At 55.3% G+C, this 16,601-nt stretch carries 14 protein-coding genes; 6 read left to right on the top strand and 8 right to left on the bottom strand.

Annotated elements, in window-relative coordinates; all coding sequences use genetic code 11:
- Positions 1-25: 25 nt before the first annotated feature.
- Positions 26-1,093: an AI-2E family transporter gene (locus GUC22_RS06705; protein WP_004123481.1), complete on the bottom strand. Its 1,068-nt coding sequence runs from the start codon at positions 1,091-1,093 to the stop codon at positions 26-28.
- Positions 1,094-1,322: 229 nt separating this feature from the next.
- Here GUC22_RS06705 and bepA point away from each other — a divergent pair, with 229 nt between their 5' ends.
- Both bepA and arsC read left to right on the top strand, forming a co-directional pair.
- A complete protein-coding gene (bepA, locus tag GUC22_RS06700; protein ID WP_160183435.1) occupies positions 1,323-2,786 on the top strand; it encodes a beta-barrel assembly-enhancing protease in 1,464 nt (487 codons plus the stop codon).
- 9 nt (positions 2,787-2,795) lie between these two features.
- Positions 2,796-3,155, top strand: a complete 360-nt coding sequence (arsC, locus tag GUC22_RS06695; protein WP_004136504.1) for an arsenate reductase (glutaredoxin) — start codon at positions 2,796-2,798, stop codon at positions 3,153-3,155.
- A gap of 28 nt (positions 3,156-3,183) precedes the next feature.
- On the opposite strand, the gene GUC22_RS06690 is transcribed toward arsC, so the two are convergent.
- The 5 genes from GUC22_RS06690 to bglK form a co-directional block, all read right to left on the bottom strand.
- A complete protein-coding gene (locus tag GUC22_RS06690) occupies positions 3,184-3,885 on the bottom strand; it encodes a DnaA inactivator Hda (protein WP_212739160.1) in 702 nt (233 codons plus the stop codon).
- A gap of 95 nt (positions 3,886-3,980) precedes the next feature.
- Positions 3,981-5,270 carry a uracil permease gene (uraA, locus tag GUC22_RS06685; protein ID WP_049130681.1) on the bottom strand — a complete coding sequence of 430 codons (1,290 nt, stop codon included), beginning with the start codon at positions 5,268-5,270 and terminating at the stop codon, positions 3,981-3,983.
- A 95-nt stretch (positions 5,271-5,365) separates the two neighbouring features.
- A complete protein-coding gene (gene upp / locus GUC22_RS06680) occupies positions 5,366-5,992 on the bottom strand; it encodes a uracil phosphoribosyltransferase (protein ID WP_004123492.1) in 627 nt (208 codons plus the stop codon).
- A gap of 183 nt (positions 5,993-6,175) precedes the next feature.
- Entirely contained in the window at positions 6,176-7,606 is a 1,431-nt protein-coding gene (locus GUC22_RS06675; RefSeq protein WP_004136494.1) for a 6-phospho-beta-glucosidase, read from the bottom strand.
- 9 nt (positions 7,607-7,615) lie between these two features.
- Entirely contained in the window at positions 7,616-8,509 is an 894-nt protein-coding gene (bglK, locus tag GUC22_RS06670) for a beta-glucoside kinase BglK (protein WP_004136493.1), read from the bottom strand.
- A 265-nt stretch (positions 8,510-8,774) separates the two neighbouring features.
- Between bglK and purM the strand changes: the two genes are divergently transcribed.
- Both purM and purN read left to right on the top strand, forming a co-directional pair.
- Complete coding sequence (gene purM / locus GUC22_RS06660) at positions 8,775-9,812, top strand: phosphoribosylformylglycinamidine cyclo-ligase (RefSeq protein WP_098141018.1); 1,038 nt, start codon at positions 8,775-8,777, stop codon at positions 9,810-9,812.
- Positions 9,809-10,450: a phosphoribosylglycinamide formyltransferase gene (gene purN / locus GUC22_RS06655; RefSeq protein WP_004853109.1), complete on the top strand. Its 642-nt coding sequence runs from the start codon at positions 9,809-9,811 to the stop codon at positions 10,448-10,450. The genes purM and purN overlap by 4 nt, the downstream gene beginning before the upstream one ends.
- A 43-nt stretch (positions 10,451-10,493) precedes the next feature.
- On the opposite strand, the gene GUC22_RS06650 is transcribed toward purN, so the two are convergent.
- Positions 10,494-11,852, bottom strand: a complete 1,359-nt coding sequence (locus GUC22_RS06650) for a glycoside hydrolase family 28 protein (protein ID WP_049130676.1) — start codon at positions 11,850-11,852, stop codon at positions 10,494-10,496.
- Positions 11,853-12,273: 421 nt separating this feature from the next.
- On the opposite strand from GUC22_RS06650, the gene GUC22_RS06645 reads away from it, so the two are divergent.
- The gene (locus tag GUC22_RS06645; protein WP_049088330.1) at positions 12,274-13,728 is read left to right on the top strand and encodes an MFS transporter; all 1,455 of its coding nucleotides are present in this window, start codon (positions 12,274-12,276) and stop codon (positions 13,726-13,728) included.
- On the top strand, positions 13,703-14,800 hold the full coding sequence (locus tag GUC22_RS06640; RefSeq protein WP_024359337.1) for a glycoside hydrolase family 105 protein: 1,098 nt from the start codon (positions 13,703-13,705) through the stop codon (positions 14,798-14,800). Before GUC22_RS06645 ends, GUC22_RS06640 begins: the two co-directional genes overlap by 26 nt.
- Positions 14,801-14,803: 3 nt before the next feature.
- On the opposite strand, the gene GUC22_RS06635 is transcribed toward GUC22_RS06640, so the two are convergent.
- A complete protein-coding gene (locus tag GUC22_RS06635; protein ID WP_024359338.1) occupies positions 14,804-16,477 on the bottom strand; it encodes a hypothetical protein in 1,674 nt (557 codons plus the stop codon).
- Between the last annotated feature and the right edge of the window lie 124 nt (positions 16,478-16,601).

The raw sequence follows: 16,601 nt of genomic DNA, 5'->3' as shown, positions 1-16,601 counted from the left end.
TTAGGGCATTCCTTGCGGCTTCGCGCTAATGCTCGTCTTCCACGATCAGGCCATCCGGCCAGGCGTGCACCACCGCTTTGATGAGCGTCGCCAGCGGAATCGCGAAGAATACGCCCCAGAATCCCCACAGACCGCCAAAAATCACCACCGACAGAATAATCACCAGCGGATGCAGGTTAACCGCTTCCGAGAACAGTACCGGTACCAGCAGGTTGCCATCCAGCGCCTGAATAATCAGGTACACCGCAAACAGGCTCCAGAACTCGGTTCCCGCGCCAAACTGGAACAGCGCCACGCCCACCACCGGAATGGTGACCACAAACGCGCCGATATAGGGGATTAATACCGAGAACCCCACCAGCACCGCCAGCAGCAGCGAATAGTTGAGGCCAAATAGGATAAAGCCAATCCACGTCGCCACGCCGACGACGATCATCTCCAGCACCTTGCCGCGGATATAGTTGGTAATTTGCTGGTTCATCTCTTTCCACACCTGCCCGGCCAGCCCGCGGTTGCGCGGCAGCACCCGGCGTACGGCGTTAAGCATCTGCTCTTTATCCTTCAGCAGAAAGAAAACCATCAGCGGCACCAGCACCAGATAGACCGCCAGGGTCAGCAGCCCGACCAGCGAGGCCAGCGAATACTTCACTACCGAATCGCCTACGGTTAACATGCGGCTGCGCATATTCTCCGCCATCGCGTCGATAATGCCGGCATCCATTAAGGCCGGATAACGGCGCGGCACCGTCGCGGCGAAATCGGAAAGTTTATTCAGCATTCCCGGCATATCGCGGATCAGATAAATGCCCTGCTGCCAGGCAACCGGCATCACCACAAACGCCATCAACAGCAGGATGCCAACGAACAAAATCAGAACGACCGAGGTGGCCCAGGTACGTGAAAAACCGATACGCTCCAGCCTGACGGTGGGCCACTCCAGCAAATAGGCCAGAACAATAGATACCAGTAGAGGTGCCAGCAGGCCGCTGAAGAAAAACATAATGCCGAACCCAGCCAGCAAAATGACCAGCAGCGCTATCGCCTCCGGATCGCTGAACCGACGACGGTACCACTGCATTAACATCTGAAGCATAAAACCCTTCCCTGAAGAGCGGAGCTGTAACAATCTCGGGAATTGTATCGAAATGTCACAAAAAAGACTTCGCTTTTTATGGGTAAAACCACAAACATTAATGACCGGGTGAATATCATATTTGCAACGCCGCGAACGACGGCTAAACTCGCTGAACCTGCTTGCGGTCAGGGAACATTACGCCGCACAATCGGTCAAACTGGCACACCTACATTACAGGACAGAGGTTATGTTCAGGCAGTTGAAGAAAACGCTGGTGGCGACCGTCATAGCGTCGCTGACGCTGGGTTCAATATTACCTGCTTTTGCCGATACCGCAGACACTCTGCCGGACATGGGCACCTCCGCAGGAAGCACGCTCTCCATTGGCCAGGAAATGCAGATGGGAGATTATTACGTGCGCCAGCTGCGCGGCAGCGCGCCGTTAATTAACGATCCGCTGCTGGTGCAATATATCAACGGTTTAGGCATGCGCCTGGTGGCGCACGCCAATTCGGTGCGCACTCCGTTCCACTTTTATCTGATTAATAACGATCAAATAAACGCCTTTGCTTTCTTCGGCGGTAACGTCGTACTGCACTCGGCGCTGTTCCGCTACTCGGATAATGAAAGCGAGCTGGCGTCGGTCATGGCGCACGAAATTTCTCACGTCACCCAGCGCCACCTTGCCCGCGCGATGGAAGACCAAAAGCGCAACGCTCCGCTGACCTGGGTTGGCGCGCTGGGGTCGATTCTGCTGGCGATGGCCAGCCCGCAGGCCGGCATGGCCGCGCTGACCGGCACCCTGGCGGGCAGCCAGCAGGGGCTGATCAGCTTTACCCGCCAAAACGAGGAAGAGGCCGACCGCATTGGTATTCAGGTCCTTCAACGTTCAGGTTTCGATCCGCAGGCGATGCCGGCGTTTATGGGCAAGCTGCTTGACGAGTCGCGTTACTCGACCCGGCCGCCGGAAATGCTGCTGACCCACCCCTTACCGGAAAGCCGTCTCGCCGACGCCCGCAACCGTGCGAACCAGATGCGCCCGGTGGTCGTGCAATCCTCGCCTGACTTCTACCTGGCGAAAGCCAGAACGCTCGGAATGTACACCTCCGGCGACAATAAGCTGGGCAACGACCTGCTGAGCAACTGGGAAAAAGGCAATATTCGCGAACAGCGCGCCGCCCAGTACGGCCGCGCGCTGCTGGCGATGGGCAGCAACAATTACGATCTGGCGCGCAAAACGCTACAGCCGCTGCTGAGCGCCGAACCGCAAAATGCCTGGTACCTTGACCTGGCGACCGATATCGATCTCGGACAAAAGCGAGCCACAGACGCGATTAACCGCCTGAAGGGCGCCCGGGAACTGCGTACTAACCCGGTACTACAGCTCAACCTCGCCAACGCCCTGCTGGAAGGCGGGCAGCCGGGGGAAGCGGCGACGATCCTTAACCGCTATACCTTTAACAATAAAGATGACGTCAATGGTTGGGATTTGCTGGCGCAAGCGGAAGCTAAGCTGGGAAATCGCGATCAGGAGCTGGCAGCGCGCGCGGAAGGCATGGCGCTGGTAGGCCGACTCGATCAGGCCATTACCCTGCTCAGCAGCGCCAGCTCACAGGTGAAATTAGGCAGCCTGCAGCAGGCCCGCTACGATGCGCGTATCGATCAGCTGCGTCAGCTGCAGGAACGCTTCAAACCGTACCAGAAAATGTAAGGAGATCTCATGTCCGATACGGTCAAAATCTATCACAATCCGCGCTGCTCCAAGAGTCGCGACACCCTGAGCCTGCTGAAGGCTAACGGCATCGACCCTGAAGTGGTGCTCTATCTGGAGACGCCGCCGGATGCCGCCACGCTGCGCCAGCTGCTGAAGATGCTGGGAATGGCCAGCGCGCGCGACTTAATGCGCCAGAAAGAAGATCTCTATAAATCCCTCGATCTCGCTAATCCGCAGCTCAGCGAAGAGGCGCTGATCCAGGCAATGATCGATAATCCAAAGCTGATTGAGCGGCCTATCGTCGTCAGCCACGGCGAGGCCCGTATCGGTCGTCCGCCGGAGCAGGTACTGGAGATCGTCAACTAAACAGGAGGAGCCTCAAGCCGCAGCTCTGCTAAAGCTTGAGGATCTCTTTTACAAAAGGAATGGTCAGCTTGCGCTGGGCGGTAATCGAAGCGCGATCGAGCTGATCGAGGGTCATAAATAGCGAACGCATTTCGCGATCCAGGCGCTTGAGCAGGAAGCGGCAGACGTCTTCCGGCATTTCGAAACCGCGCAGCCTGGCGCGCAGCTGAAGCGCCTGGAGCTTATCTTCATCCGACAGCGGCTGCAGCTTGTAGATTTGCCCCCAGTCGAGACGAGAGGCCAGATCCGGCAACCCGAGATTAAGCTGGCGCGGCGGTCGATCGCCGGTGATCAGCAGCCGGGTTTTACCAGACTCGAGGATGCGGTTGTAGAGGTCGAAAATCGCCATTTCCCACAGTTCATCGCCCGCCACGCATTCAATATTATCGATGCAAACCAGCGACAGCTGTTCCATTCCATCCAGTACTTCAGGAACGAACCACGTCCGTTTATCCAGCGGAACGTAGCCCACCGCATCGCCGCGCTGGGAGAGTTCCGCGCAGGCCGCGTGCAGGAGATGGCTGCGCCCCGCCCCTTCCCGTGACCAGATATAGATGTATCCGCTATGATCCTGCCGCAGCACGTTCTGAAGGGCAGCAAGAAGAGAAGGGTTATCACCCGGCCAGAAACTCGCGAAAGTTTCATCATCGGGAAGATACAGTGGCAAAGAGAGCTGTGCCGGTGCGTTCAGATGGACCTCAACATAGGCTTGCAGAAAAACGCGGAGAGTTTAGCACAGAAATAGGCAAGGAGAGAACCGGGCGGGATCGCCGCCCGGTATAGGGATCAATGTTTTGCTTCTTCGCTATCCACAGCGTCGAGGACCACCTCTTCCGGACGCAGCACGCTTATCAGCTTGAAGATCAGGCTCAGGCCGATGCCGACAATGGTCGCCAGCGCCATGCCTTTCAGCTCAGCGGCGCCGATATGCACTTTCGCGCCGCTGACGCCGATGATCAGGATAACGGAGGTCAGAATCAGGTTCTGCGCCTTGTTGTAATCGACTTTAGATTCGATCAGCACGCGAATCCCGGATGCGCCGATGACCCCGTACAGCAGCAGCGAAACGCCGCCCATTACCGGCAGCGGGATAATCTGGATCGCCGCCGCCAGCTTGCCGACGCAGGAGAGCAGAATCGCGATGATCGCCGCGCCGCCGATAACCCAGGTGCTGTAGACGCGGGTGATCGCCATCACGCCAATGTTCTCACCGTAGGTGGTGTTTGGCGTTGAGCCAAAGAAGCCGGAGATCACCGTAGACAGGCCGTTGGCAAACATTGAACGATGCAGGCCCGGATCGCGGATCAGATCTTTTTTGACGATATTGGCCGTCACCACCAGATGTCCAACGTGTTCGGCGATCACCACCAGCGCGGCGGGCAGAATGGTGAAAATCGCAAACCATTCAAAGCGCGGGGTGTAGAAGGTCGGCAGCGCGAACCAGTGGGCCTCGGCGATGGGCGTGGTATCGACGACGCCCATCACGAAGGAGAGCGCGTAGCCGACCAGCACGCCGATTAAAATCGGGATAATCGCCAGGAAACCGCGGAACAGCACCGAACCGAAAACCGTCACCGCCAGCGTCACCATCGAAATAATGATGGTTTTGCTGTCCGGCGATTGCCCGTCAGCGGGCAGCAAACCGGCCATGTTCGCCGCGACGCCCGCCAGCTCCAGGCCGATAACCGCGACAATCGCCCCCATCGCCGCCGGCGGGAACATCACGTCCAGCCAGCCGGTTCCAGCTTTTTTGACGATAAAAGAGACGATGCAAAACAGCACGCCGCACATGATGAATCCGCCGAGAGCGACTTCGTAACCTAGCGGCAGCAAAAGCAGCACCGGAGAGATAAACGCAAAGCTCGATCCAAGATAAGCCGGAATTTTGCCTTTGCAGATGAAAAGATATAACAGCGTTCCGATGCCGTTAAACAGCAGTACCGTAGCCGGGTTGATATGGAACAGAACGGGCACCAGTACCGTTGCGCCAAACATGGCGAACAGATGTTGCAAACTAAGCGGGATTGTCTGTAAAAGCGGCGGTCTTTCACTCACCCCGATAGCACGGCGCGTCATGGCATTTTCCTCTGAGAGTCGTTTGTTGATTGCTGTTGGTGTGTTTTATTCAAAAAAAAGCCGACTCTCAAAGTCGGCTTTTTCTACTTCATCAATTATTTCGTACCAAAAATCTTATCGCCGGCGTCGCCGAGCCCCGGAATAATGTATCCGTGCTCGTTCAGGCCCTGGTCAATGGACGCGGTGTACAGCTCAACGTCCGGATGCGCTTTTTCCAGCGCGGCGATGCCTTCCGGGGCCGCCACCAGAACCAGCACCTTAATGCTGCTGCAGCCCGCTTTTTTCAGCAGGTCGATGGTGGCGATCATTGAACCGCCGGTTGCCAGCATCGGGTCAACCACCAGCGCCATGCGTTCGTCGATATTAGATACCAGCTTCTGGAAGTAAGGAACCGGCTCAAGGGTCTCTTCGTTACGGTAGATGCCCACCACGCTGATGCGCGCGCTGGGTACGTGCTCAAGCACGCCTTCCATCATTCCCAGACCCGCGCGCAGAATCGGCACAACGGTAATTTTCTTGCCTTTGATCTGCTCAATTTCTACCGGGCCGTTCCAGCCTTCGATGGTGACTTTTTCAGTCGCCAGATCGGAAGTTGCTTCATAAGTCAGTAAGCTGCCAACTTCTGAGGCGAGTTCACGGAAGCGTTTGGTGCTGATGTCGTGCTCACGCATCAGGCCCAGCTTGTGTTTGACGAGTGGGTGTTTCACTTCCACGATCTTCATTCTCTTTCTCCTCTGAGGGGCAGCCACAAAAAAAATCGCCGGATTATACCGCCTTTTACCTTTTACGCCATAGCCGATATGTTTGACCGGGATCAACCAAAATGCTTTACGCTGCCTGAGCCAGTATAAGACAAAATAAAAAAACCCCGCGAAGGCGGGGCTGGATGGGGCTTTACGGCAGTTTTATAGCTTGTCGCCGTTGCTGCCGATAACCTGCTGATACCAGGCAAAAGATTTCTTGCGGCTACGCGCCAGCGTGCCGTTGCCCTCATTGTCCTTATCTACATAGATAAAGCCGTAGCGTTTTTTCATCTCACCGGTTCCCGCGGAGACCAGGTCGATACAGCCCCATGGGGTGTAGCCCATCAGGTCCACGCCATCCTCAACGACCGCTTTTTTCATCTCGGCGATATGGGCAGAGAGATAGTCGATTCGATACTGGTCATCCACCGAACCGTCCGCTTCGCGAACATCAATGGCGCCGAAGCCGTTCTCGACGATAAACAGCGGCAGCTGATAGTGATCCCAGAACCAGTTCAGGGAGTAGCGCAGCCCGACCGGATCAATCTGCCAGCCCCAATCTGACTTCTGCACGTACGGGTTAGAGACCAGGCTCTTGCTTTCATCATAATCCAGCTGCGGGTTGTCATCCGTTGCTTTCGTGGCGAACGACATATAGTAGCTAAAGCCGATATAGTCGACGCAGCCCTGGGTCAGCGCCACGCGGTCTTCTTCGGTGATATCCAGCGCAAATCCGCGGCGCTCGAAGTAGTTCAGCAGATGCTGCGGGTAGCGGCCGCGGACGTGAACATCGGTAAACCAGTAGCGGCGGTGCATGGCGTTCATCGCCATCATCATGTCGTTGGGCGCGCAGCTCAGCGGGTAAATCGGGCACATGGCGATCATGCAGCCAACCCACAATGACGGGTTAATTTCGCGAGCGGCTTTAACCGCCAGCGCGCTGGCGACCAGTTCATAGTGCGCCGCCTGATACATAACCGGCTCGCGGTCCTCTCCCGGCAGATATTTCAGTCCGGAGTTGGTAAACGGCGCAAAATCCTCGTGGAAGTTGGCCTGGTTATTGATCTCATTGAAGGTCATCCAGTACTTCACTTTATGCTGGTAGCGGGTAAACACCACCTGGGCAAAGCGGACGAAGAAATCAATCAGTTTACGGTTACGCCAGCCGCCGTACTCCGTCACCAGATGGTACGGCATTTCGAAGTGGGAGAGCGTAATAACCGGCTCGATGCCGTGCTTGCGGCACTCATCGAACAGGTCGTCGTAAAACTGCAGCCCGGCTTCGTTAGGCTCTTGCTCATCGCCCAGCGGAAAGATGCGCGTCCAGGCAATGGAGGTACGGAAGCACTTGAAGCCCATTTCGGCAAACAGCTGAATGTCGTCTTTATAGCGATGATAAAAATCGATCGCCTCGTGGTTGGGGTAGTTTTTCCCCGGCAACACGCCATCGGTGATTTCGCGCGGTACGCCGTGCGCGCCTGCGGTCATCACGTCGGCGACGCTAACCCCTTTACCGCCCTCTTTCCAGCCGCCTTCCAGCTGATGCGCCGCCACCGCGCCGCCCCACAGAAAACCTTCTTTAAATCCAGACATGTTCTCTCCCTATGCGCAGTCGCCGCTATGCGACCGGTATTGCTGATTGAAATGGTAAACCGCGCCTACCAGCCCGGCATCGTTGCCGTGGCTAACGGTGTCGATATATTCCGCAATGCCAAACCAGGCCAGATGTTCGCGCAGCAGCGCCAGAAAGCCCGGCCGTTCCACAATCCCGCCGCCGATCAAAATCGTTTGCGGGTCGAATAAGTTAACGAGGTTATATAGTCCGGTGCCCAGGCCGTTAAAGAATTCCGCGACCAGACGTCGACAGATGGCGTCGCCCGCATCGTAGCGGTCAAAAATCTCTTCGCCAGTGACGTCATCCAGCGCCTTGCCGATATGCTCAGCGTAGCGATGGCGCAGCACGCGCAGCGTGCAGTTTTCATTCATCGAATAGCGCCGCACATCGCGGGTACCCGGACGCGCGGTTTGCATATAGCCGAACTCGCCGGCGCGGAAGCGCGCGCCGTGGACCAGCTGGTTATTACAGAAAATCGCCCCGCCGATGCCGGTGCCGATGGTCAGGACCAGAAAGTTGCTCATGTCGGCGGCTTTACCCCGCCAGCGCTCGGCCAGCAGTACGCAGTTAGCATCGTTCTCAATGGCCACGGGCAGGCGCACCTGCTGCTCAAGCCAGTCCTTGATGGCGAAGTTATCGAATTTACGGATGGCGCCGCCCATTTCGATAAAGCCGGTATGCGGGTTAACGTAGCCGGGCGCGCTGATGGCCACCCCTTCGCACGCCGGGTGCGCGGCGATCCACACCAGCATCGCCTGCAGGATCTGGTCGCCGTCGCTGTCGATGATGGTCTGCTTTCCTTTCTCCAGCAGCGTGCCTTCGCGCGTCATTACCCCCATTTTTAACGCCGTGCCACCGATATCAAATGCGGCAATTTTCATCCTCAGCTTTCCTCCAGAATCCATCAAATTCACGGTTTCTCTCTGCTTGCAGCACAAAAGAAACCGGTTTCAGTGGCATGATGATTATTCCCGGCAACGCTGGCAAGCAGAAGACTGTACCCGGTTTCATTTTCGTGAACAGTATCAAATTTGCGCACTTAACGGCCGTTTTACGTCGACTGCAAAGCAGGCTCGCAAACGTTTGCTATCCCTGTTAGAATTGCGCCGTTTTTTATTGCTACCGCAAACGCGTGGAGACTTCGCAGTGACCGATAAAACCTCTCTCAGCTATAAAGATGCCGGCGTGGATATTGATGCAGGCAACGCTCTCGTCGACCGTATTAAGGGCGTGGTGAAGAAAACCCGTCGCCCGGAAGTGATGGGTGGACTGGGCGGATTCGGCGCGCTGTGCGCGCTGCCGCAGAAGTATCGCGAACCGGTTCTGGTCTCCGGCACCGACGGCGTCGGCACCAAGCTGCGTCTGGCGATGGACCTGAAGCGTCACGACACTATCGGTATCGACCTGGTCGCCATGTGCGTAAACGACCTTGTGGTTCAGGGCGCAGAGCCGCTGTTCTTCCTGGATTACTACGCCACCGGCAAACTGGATGTCGATACCGCGGCGAGCGTAATCAGCGGCATCGCTGAAGGCTGCCTGCAGTCAGGTTGCGCGCTGGTGGGCGGCGAGACGGCGGAAATGCCGGGCATGTACCACGGCGAAGACTATGATGTGGCTGGTTTCTGCGTCGGCGTAGTAGAAAAATCAGAAATTATCGACGGTAGCAAAGTGGCCGACGGCGACGTGCTGGTGGCGCTGGCTTCCAGCGGCCCGCACTCGAACGGCTACTCTCTGGTGCGCAAAATTATCGAAGTCAGCGGCGTTGACCCGCAAACCACCGATCTCAACGGTAAACCGCTGGCCGACCATCTGCTGGCGCCGACCCGCATTTATGTGAAATCCGTACTCGACCTGATTGCCAACCTCGACGTGCACGCCATCGCCCACCTGACCGGCGGCGGCTTCTGGGAAAACATCCCGCGCGTCCTGCCGGACAACACTCAGGCAGTCATCGATGAATCCTCCTGGCAGTGGCCGGACGTGTTCAACTGGCTGCAAACCGCCGGTAACGTCAGCAGCCACGAAATGTATCGCACCTTTAACTGCGGCGTTGGCATGGTTATCGCGCTGCCGGCGGAAGCGGCGGATAAAGCCGTTGCCTTCCTGAACGACAAAGGTGAAAGCGCGTGGAAAATAGGGTATATCAAAGCCTCTGATTCCGAACAGCGTGTGGTCATTGAATGAAAAACATCGTGGTGCTGATTTCCGGTAACGGTAGCAACCTGCAGGCGATCATTGACGCCTGCGCCCGGAAGAAAATCAACGGCACCCTGCGTGCAGTCTTCAGCAACAAGGCCGACGCGTTCGGCCTTGAGCGCGCGCGCGCGGCCAATATTCCGGCTCACGCGCTCGCCGCCAGCCAGTTTGCCAACCGGGAAGCCTTTGACCGCGAGCTGATGCACGAGATCGATGCTTACGCGCCGGATCTGGTGGTGCTGGCCGGCTACATGCGGATTCTTAGCCCGGCTTTTGTCGCCCACTATCAGGGGCGTATGCTGAATATCCACCCTTCCCTGCTGCCAAAGTATCCGGGGCTGCACACCCATCGCCAGGCGCTGGAAAATGGTGATGAAGAGCACGGAACATCGGTGCATTTCGTCACTGACGAATTGGACGGAGGCCCGGTGGTTCTGCAGGCTAAGGTACCGGTGTTCGCTGAAGATACCGAAGACGACATCACCGCCCGCGTACAAGCTCAGGAACACGATATCTACCCCCTGGCTATCAGCTGGTTTGTCGACGGCCGCCTGCGCGCGGAGGGCAACGAAGCCTGGCTTGACAATGTTCCTCTTCCGCCGCAGGGATACGCGGCAGAAGAGTAAACTTTCCCGCCTCTGGCGTCCGCTGGAGGCGTTTTTCATTGGCTCAGGCTTCCCGCACCGATGACCGCTCGCACTTTTCCAGACACAGCGCTTGCGTGTTCCAGCCTGCCGGTAGGGGGACTGGACGCTGCCAATCAAGTCCTCTGACGACCAAATCGGAAACCCCTTGCGCAAACAGGACGGGTAGCCCTCCAGGATAGGGTTCGACTCCCCAGGCCTTTCCCGTCTCTGGATTGAGGCACCAGGCGTTATCGATACCCATTCCTGTTGGCGAAAGAGGATTACAAGGCGGACGAATATCATAATTCCCCTGCCCGCCGTGGCGATGCAGCCGCTGGGTAAGCTGAATATTCTCAAGTCGTATTCGATTGATCGTGGCTGGGGTTTCACTGTGCATATTGATGGCGCCTTCACATTCTCCGCTAAGCCCGCGAAACTGGATTTGCGTAATCTCACCGGGCTCGATCTGCGGATGCCTGCGACGCGCGGAGAGGAAAATCGGGTCCGCCTCCCCCCAGTGACAGGCTGGCGCCGCCACACACGCAAAAGTCATGCTGGTAAAGAGCATTCTTCGTAGCCGGCCGCCATCGCGTGAAATCAGGCCAATACCGCGATTCGAATCAAAGATAGTGCAATTGCTGACCACAATATCTTCAATATCTTGCCAGGTTTCCGTGCCGATTTTAAAAGCGCAGCTTTTTGAGCGCAGGGTACAATTGACGATTGTCACTTGACGTAAAGGTCGTTGGATAGCCGCCGGTTTATCGGTGGTTTTCAGACAAATTGCATCGTCCGCCGCACTAAAAAAACTATTAGCAATATGTACCTGCTGACAGCTATCGATATCCAGCGCATCAGTATTCGCCATGGTCAGATCGTTATCAACGCTAATGCCATCAATCACCACCTGTGAACACGAAACAAGATGAATGGTCCACATCGGCGCATGGTGTACACGGATATTTTCCAGCCTGACCCGCTGGCAATTTTCCAGAAGAATGATGCGCGGTCGCTGTTCGGCGGGCGTGCGATAGCCCATATCGTCAACCGATGAGGAGAACCAACCATCGGCATTACCGTAAATAGTACCGCCCCCACAAATCGAGATATTTTCGGCATCCCGGGCATAGAGAAAAGCCCGGTCGGAGCACTCTGCACGGCTTAAGGCCACCGCCTGGGTGAAGTCAGCATAATTATCGCTGACGATGAGTTCCGCACCGGGTGACAACCACAGACAGGTATTTGACCCCATGCGTAACCCGCCAAGGTAATATTTTCCACTTTCCACCACCAGCGTACCGCCGCCCGCTTGCGATAAGGTATCCAGCGCTTTTTGAAAAATCTCAGTGTCGCGAGTCATACCATCTGCGTGCGGGTGCCAGTTTGAAAGAAAAATGTTCATAGGTTTTCCTGAGATGAAACGGGAAAGCTATCTGAACACAGTCATTATCGATCGCCGTAGGGCAAAACAGCCCTGACATAGGTAATCTGTCGGCATTCTCACAACTCCCTTTTTTCCCGCTGTTCATCTGTGATTAAGCACACATTTCTTCTCCCATCTTCCGCAGAAATAGCGATGGACATCACATTTCATTTTTTCGCCCGTGCGAATACTGCTGGCCATATCACGCTATTTATTTCATTTAATCCGCTTTCAACACCTCGCTCTCAGTTCTTAACAAAAGCGACTTGATGACGATTCCGCAAAATTTTCACCTCTTTTACTGTGCTACTTCCTCTTTACTGACAGAAGAGACAGGAAAATGACGAGGACAGTAACGGCACCACGGGAAGTAAAAACACGCAATATTCTCTGCTGGGGGATGGGCGATATCTTCGGCAGCGGCGCAATGACGATCACCGGGCTTTGGCTGCTTTATTTTTATATTGAAGTGGCGGGTCTTTCTCCCGCCGCCGCCGCATCCATCTTTGCGATCGCCAAAATTTGGGATGGCATCACCGACCCGATCATGGGTTATATCACCGACAATATTCGCACGCGCTGGGGGCGACGCCGACTATTCTTTATTATCGGCGCGCCGCTCTCTTTTTGCTTTGCCCTGATGTGGGTAAGCGGTTTTGGCTATGCCTGGTATCTTGGCACTTATTTGTTATTCAGCACCGTTTTTACTCTCTTGATGGTGCCCTACGATACGCTGCCCGCGGAGATGACATCGCGTTACGATCTGCGTTCAAAAATGTCTGGCGCGCGGATGCTATTTGCCCAGGCGACAGCGTTTTTATCTGCACTTATCCCAGGACAAATTTTGGCGCACGTCGCCGATAAATCGCAGGCATTTTTATATATCGGCCTGGTCTTTTCCGTACTCTTCGCCCTACCGTGGATCTTCGTTTGGCGGGGAACCTGGGAGCGGGAGAATCTGCCGCCGCCTTCGGCTCAGCGCGGGATGGGAAAAACACTTATCTCGCTGTATCGAGAGATGGCTTCAACTTTCCGTTTACGTACTTTTCGCATTCACATCATGATGTACGTGGGCGGAGCCGTCGCCCTGGATATTTTCGGCTCGCTGTTTATGCACTATCTCACCTACGTACTTCAGGTCGGCGCATCCTTAGCTTCCCAGGCAATGAGCCTGATGACGCTATTTCAATTTTTTGCCATCCCTTTCTTTACCTGGCTTTGTATTCGCATCGGCAACGGCAACGCCTATAAATTGGCGATTGGATTGATTATGTGCGCCTTATTGTGGTTCAGCCAGCTTTCCGCCTCCATAAGTCATTTGTCATGGCTCTTATTGGGTGGAGCCATCGTGATGGGTATCGCACGCGGCGGAACCTATCTTATCCCATGGAACGTCTACAACTTTTTACCTGATGTGGATGAAGCTTATACCGGCGTCAGACGTGAAGGCATTTACGCGGGCGTCATGATGCTAACGCGCAAATTTTCCCAGGCGCTAGCCCTGTTTATTGTCGGACTGGCGCTGGAGGCGTTTGGCTTTACCAAAGGCGCTGAATCGCAAGATGCCGCCGCGCTAAACGGCATCTGGTGGGTATTCCTTATCGGACCGGGTTTACTCACTCTGCTGGCGATGTACGGCGCGTTTCGCTTTCGTCTAAGCCAGGAGTGTCATCAGACGCTGACCTGCGAGCTAGAGCGTCTGCGGTCTGGCGGTAAACCAGAAGATGCATCAACGCAGGTACGACAAACCGTAGAGCTGCTTACCGGACATCCGCATATGAATACCCACTGGCAGCACATTGCTGAAACGACAACACAAGGGAATCACTATGTCGCAGAAAATAAGCCATCCTGAACTCATCCTTCTTATCGAAAAACTGATCGATAGCCTCACCGCTATTCAGGATGACAGCGGTCAATTCCTGCAGCGCCTGCCTGACGGGCGCGTGATTGACACAAAAGGCTGGGCGGGATGGGAATGGACACATGGCATCGGCTTGTTTGGTCTCTACCGCTACCATGAACTTACCGGATCGTCTCGCGCCAGGCAGATTATTGACGACTGGTTCAGCGCCCGCTTCGCCGAAGGAACGCCGGAGAAAAATATTAACACCGCGATCCCTTTTTTGACGCTTGCCGGTCGCTACCAGCAGGACGCTCGTCACGAATGGCGCGCGTATCTGGAAGTCTGGGGAGATGCGCTTTATCGTCAGATTCCACGTACTGATGAAGGCTGCATGCAGCATGTCACCTACGAAAACGCGCATTATCAGCAAATCTGGGATGACACCTTGATGATGGCGGTTCTGCCTCTGGCCAGGCTTGGGCTTTTATTACAAAAACCTTACTGGGTAGAAGAAGCAAAATTTCAATTTCTACAGCACCTTCACTACCTTACGGACAGAAAAAGCGGTTTATGGTTTCACGGCTGGAACTTCAACGGCAGGCACCATTTTGCCGGGGCGCTATGGGCTCGCGGTAATAGCTGGATAACATTGGCGATTCCTGAACTGCTGGAAATGCTCAATCTTGATGAGCATGACGCCTTCTATCGCCAGCTCTGTAACATCCTGCAGGGCCAGGTATCCGCCCTCGCCCGCTGTCAATGTGAAAACGGGCTATGGCCGACGCTATTAGATGATGCCACAAGCTACGCTGAAGCCTCAGCAACGGGGGGATTCGCAGCCGGTATCCTGAAAGCGATACGTCTCGGCTACCTCGACGACCGCTATCTGCCCGTTGCCGAACGAGCAATTGCAGGCATTATTGAGCATATCTCGCCGGAGGGGGAATTAACCCAGGTCTCATTTGGCACGGCAATGGGACACGATCTTGACCATTACCGGCGGATCCCCCTGACCGCGATGCCATATGGCCAGGCGCTGGCGATACTCAGCCTGGTCGAGGCTTTATACCGCACGCGGTAATACCTAATGCCTGAGCGCCGACAGTTCGCTGCTCAGGCTATCGGCCAGGCTACGAACCCGACCCGCATCGAACATAATATGAAACCCAGGCGATGCTTCGCGCATCTGCTGGCAAAGCATCTCCATTTCGGATGCCCCCTGATACAACGCCTGCACGTTGATATGGCAGATTTCTCTCATACTCCAGCTATTCTCCACCTCACGAGCAAAATGCAGCGTAAAAAAAGCCTTCTGCGCATGCGTGAACAGCTGACAGTAGAGCGCCAGCCCTCGCCATTCATTCTGCCAGAGCCGATAGAGCGCCGCGGGAAACGCGGCATTCTCGGCAAACTCCAGCGCCTGCGCGCATAGTTTCAGGGCCTCTGCCGCGACCTCATCCTTCTCTTGCGCAATTCGCGTGAGGTTTTCCATCGATTTTTGCGGATCGTCACGCGTGAAGTGGATGTCCTGGGCCGACCCCGGCAGCCAGTGATCGCGCGCCAGCTGGCTGTACAAACTCCATACGGCCTGACCATAGCTTTCCGGTAGCTGACTATGGCGGTGAAAAACGTGATCGCGGACGTAAATCGCCTGGTAAAGCAGCTCCGTTGCCTGCTCCAGTAGCTGCTGAAAACGGCGGGCGACTGAAACATCGGGGCACCAGCCGTAACGCTCAGCCAGCCAGAGATCCAACAGCTGCTCCTGGGTCTTTCCCGCGCCATGACCTAACAGCTGGCTACAGGCAAACAAATTGCATTCGCTTAACGTTTCCGGTATCCAGTGGTTATCAACGCTCTCCCAACTGGTTTTGCATATCGCACCGGTGATTCTGGGATTCGCGCTTTGGCACCACAGCAGTCGGCCTTTTAACTCATCGATGCGCAAGAAAGGCATAACGCCCCAACCCACCTCTTCGCCGGCTAAATCAATATCAACCCAGACGTCGCGCAGAGTGACCTGAAGCAGCGCGGGATTATTTGGAAATGCTGGCCAGAAACGTTCTGGCGTTAACTTGATCGATACCGAAACGGTTGGCGGAAGCGGCTCGATAGCATCGAGAACGGTGCCAAGATCATCATTACTTGCAGGGAAAACCCGTAAAACCAGATGTTTATTTTGCGCGCTAACCACCTGGCTCAGCGCCTGAAAACAACGGCGATAGAGCACAAAGCTTTGCGACGGTTGCCGGGCATTTTCAGGCTCATCCCTGGCGTTTATATCCCATTTAGGACGCGTAATCGGCAATAAACCATCGGTGCTGGAAAGCGCAATAATTAACCCCGTTAACGCTGGAATTCCCTGACAAACGCCGCGAATTTTGTCTGTCAGCCAGCGGCTCCAGAAATCGACATCAAAAAGGATCCCTTGCTGGTTATCCAGCAGATACTTATGCGACAACAGCAATTCCGTTGGGAACCCCAGCTCTTTCGCCTGTAAATAAAATCGCAGCCCCTGCTCGCGGCAATACATGGCGAGACGATTAAGGTAGACACAGCGCGCTCGCTGCTGACTGGAAACGCTATCGTTATAGTGAAAAGGCGTATATCCCTTCGGGGACACCAGCTTACCGAAGAGATCTGCCTGCCCCACCACGATAGTATTAAAGCCGTGCTGAGAGGCATACCTGACCAGATTGCATACCGATGACCAGTTCCATATATCCTGATTATTCAGTTCTAACGCCCGCGTCTCCCACATGGTTTTGCTCCTGAATCTCACCTTGCCTTGACCATAACGTATGTCGTGAAAATCGTCTGTTTTTCTTCGCTATATACTGCAAGAAAACAGTCATACTTCTTTGACATAATTGGACATTCAGTGG

The sequence above is a fragment of the Klebsiella sp. MPUS7 genome, assembly GCF_009905335.1.
Taxonomy (GTDB): domain Bacteria; phylum Pseudomonadota; class Gammaproteobacteria; order Enterobacterales; family Enterobacteriaceae; genus Klebsiella; species Klebsiella grimontii.
The sequence above is the reverse complement of the archived record's forward strand: the minus strand, read 5'-3'. Positions and strand labels throughout refer to the sequence as shown.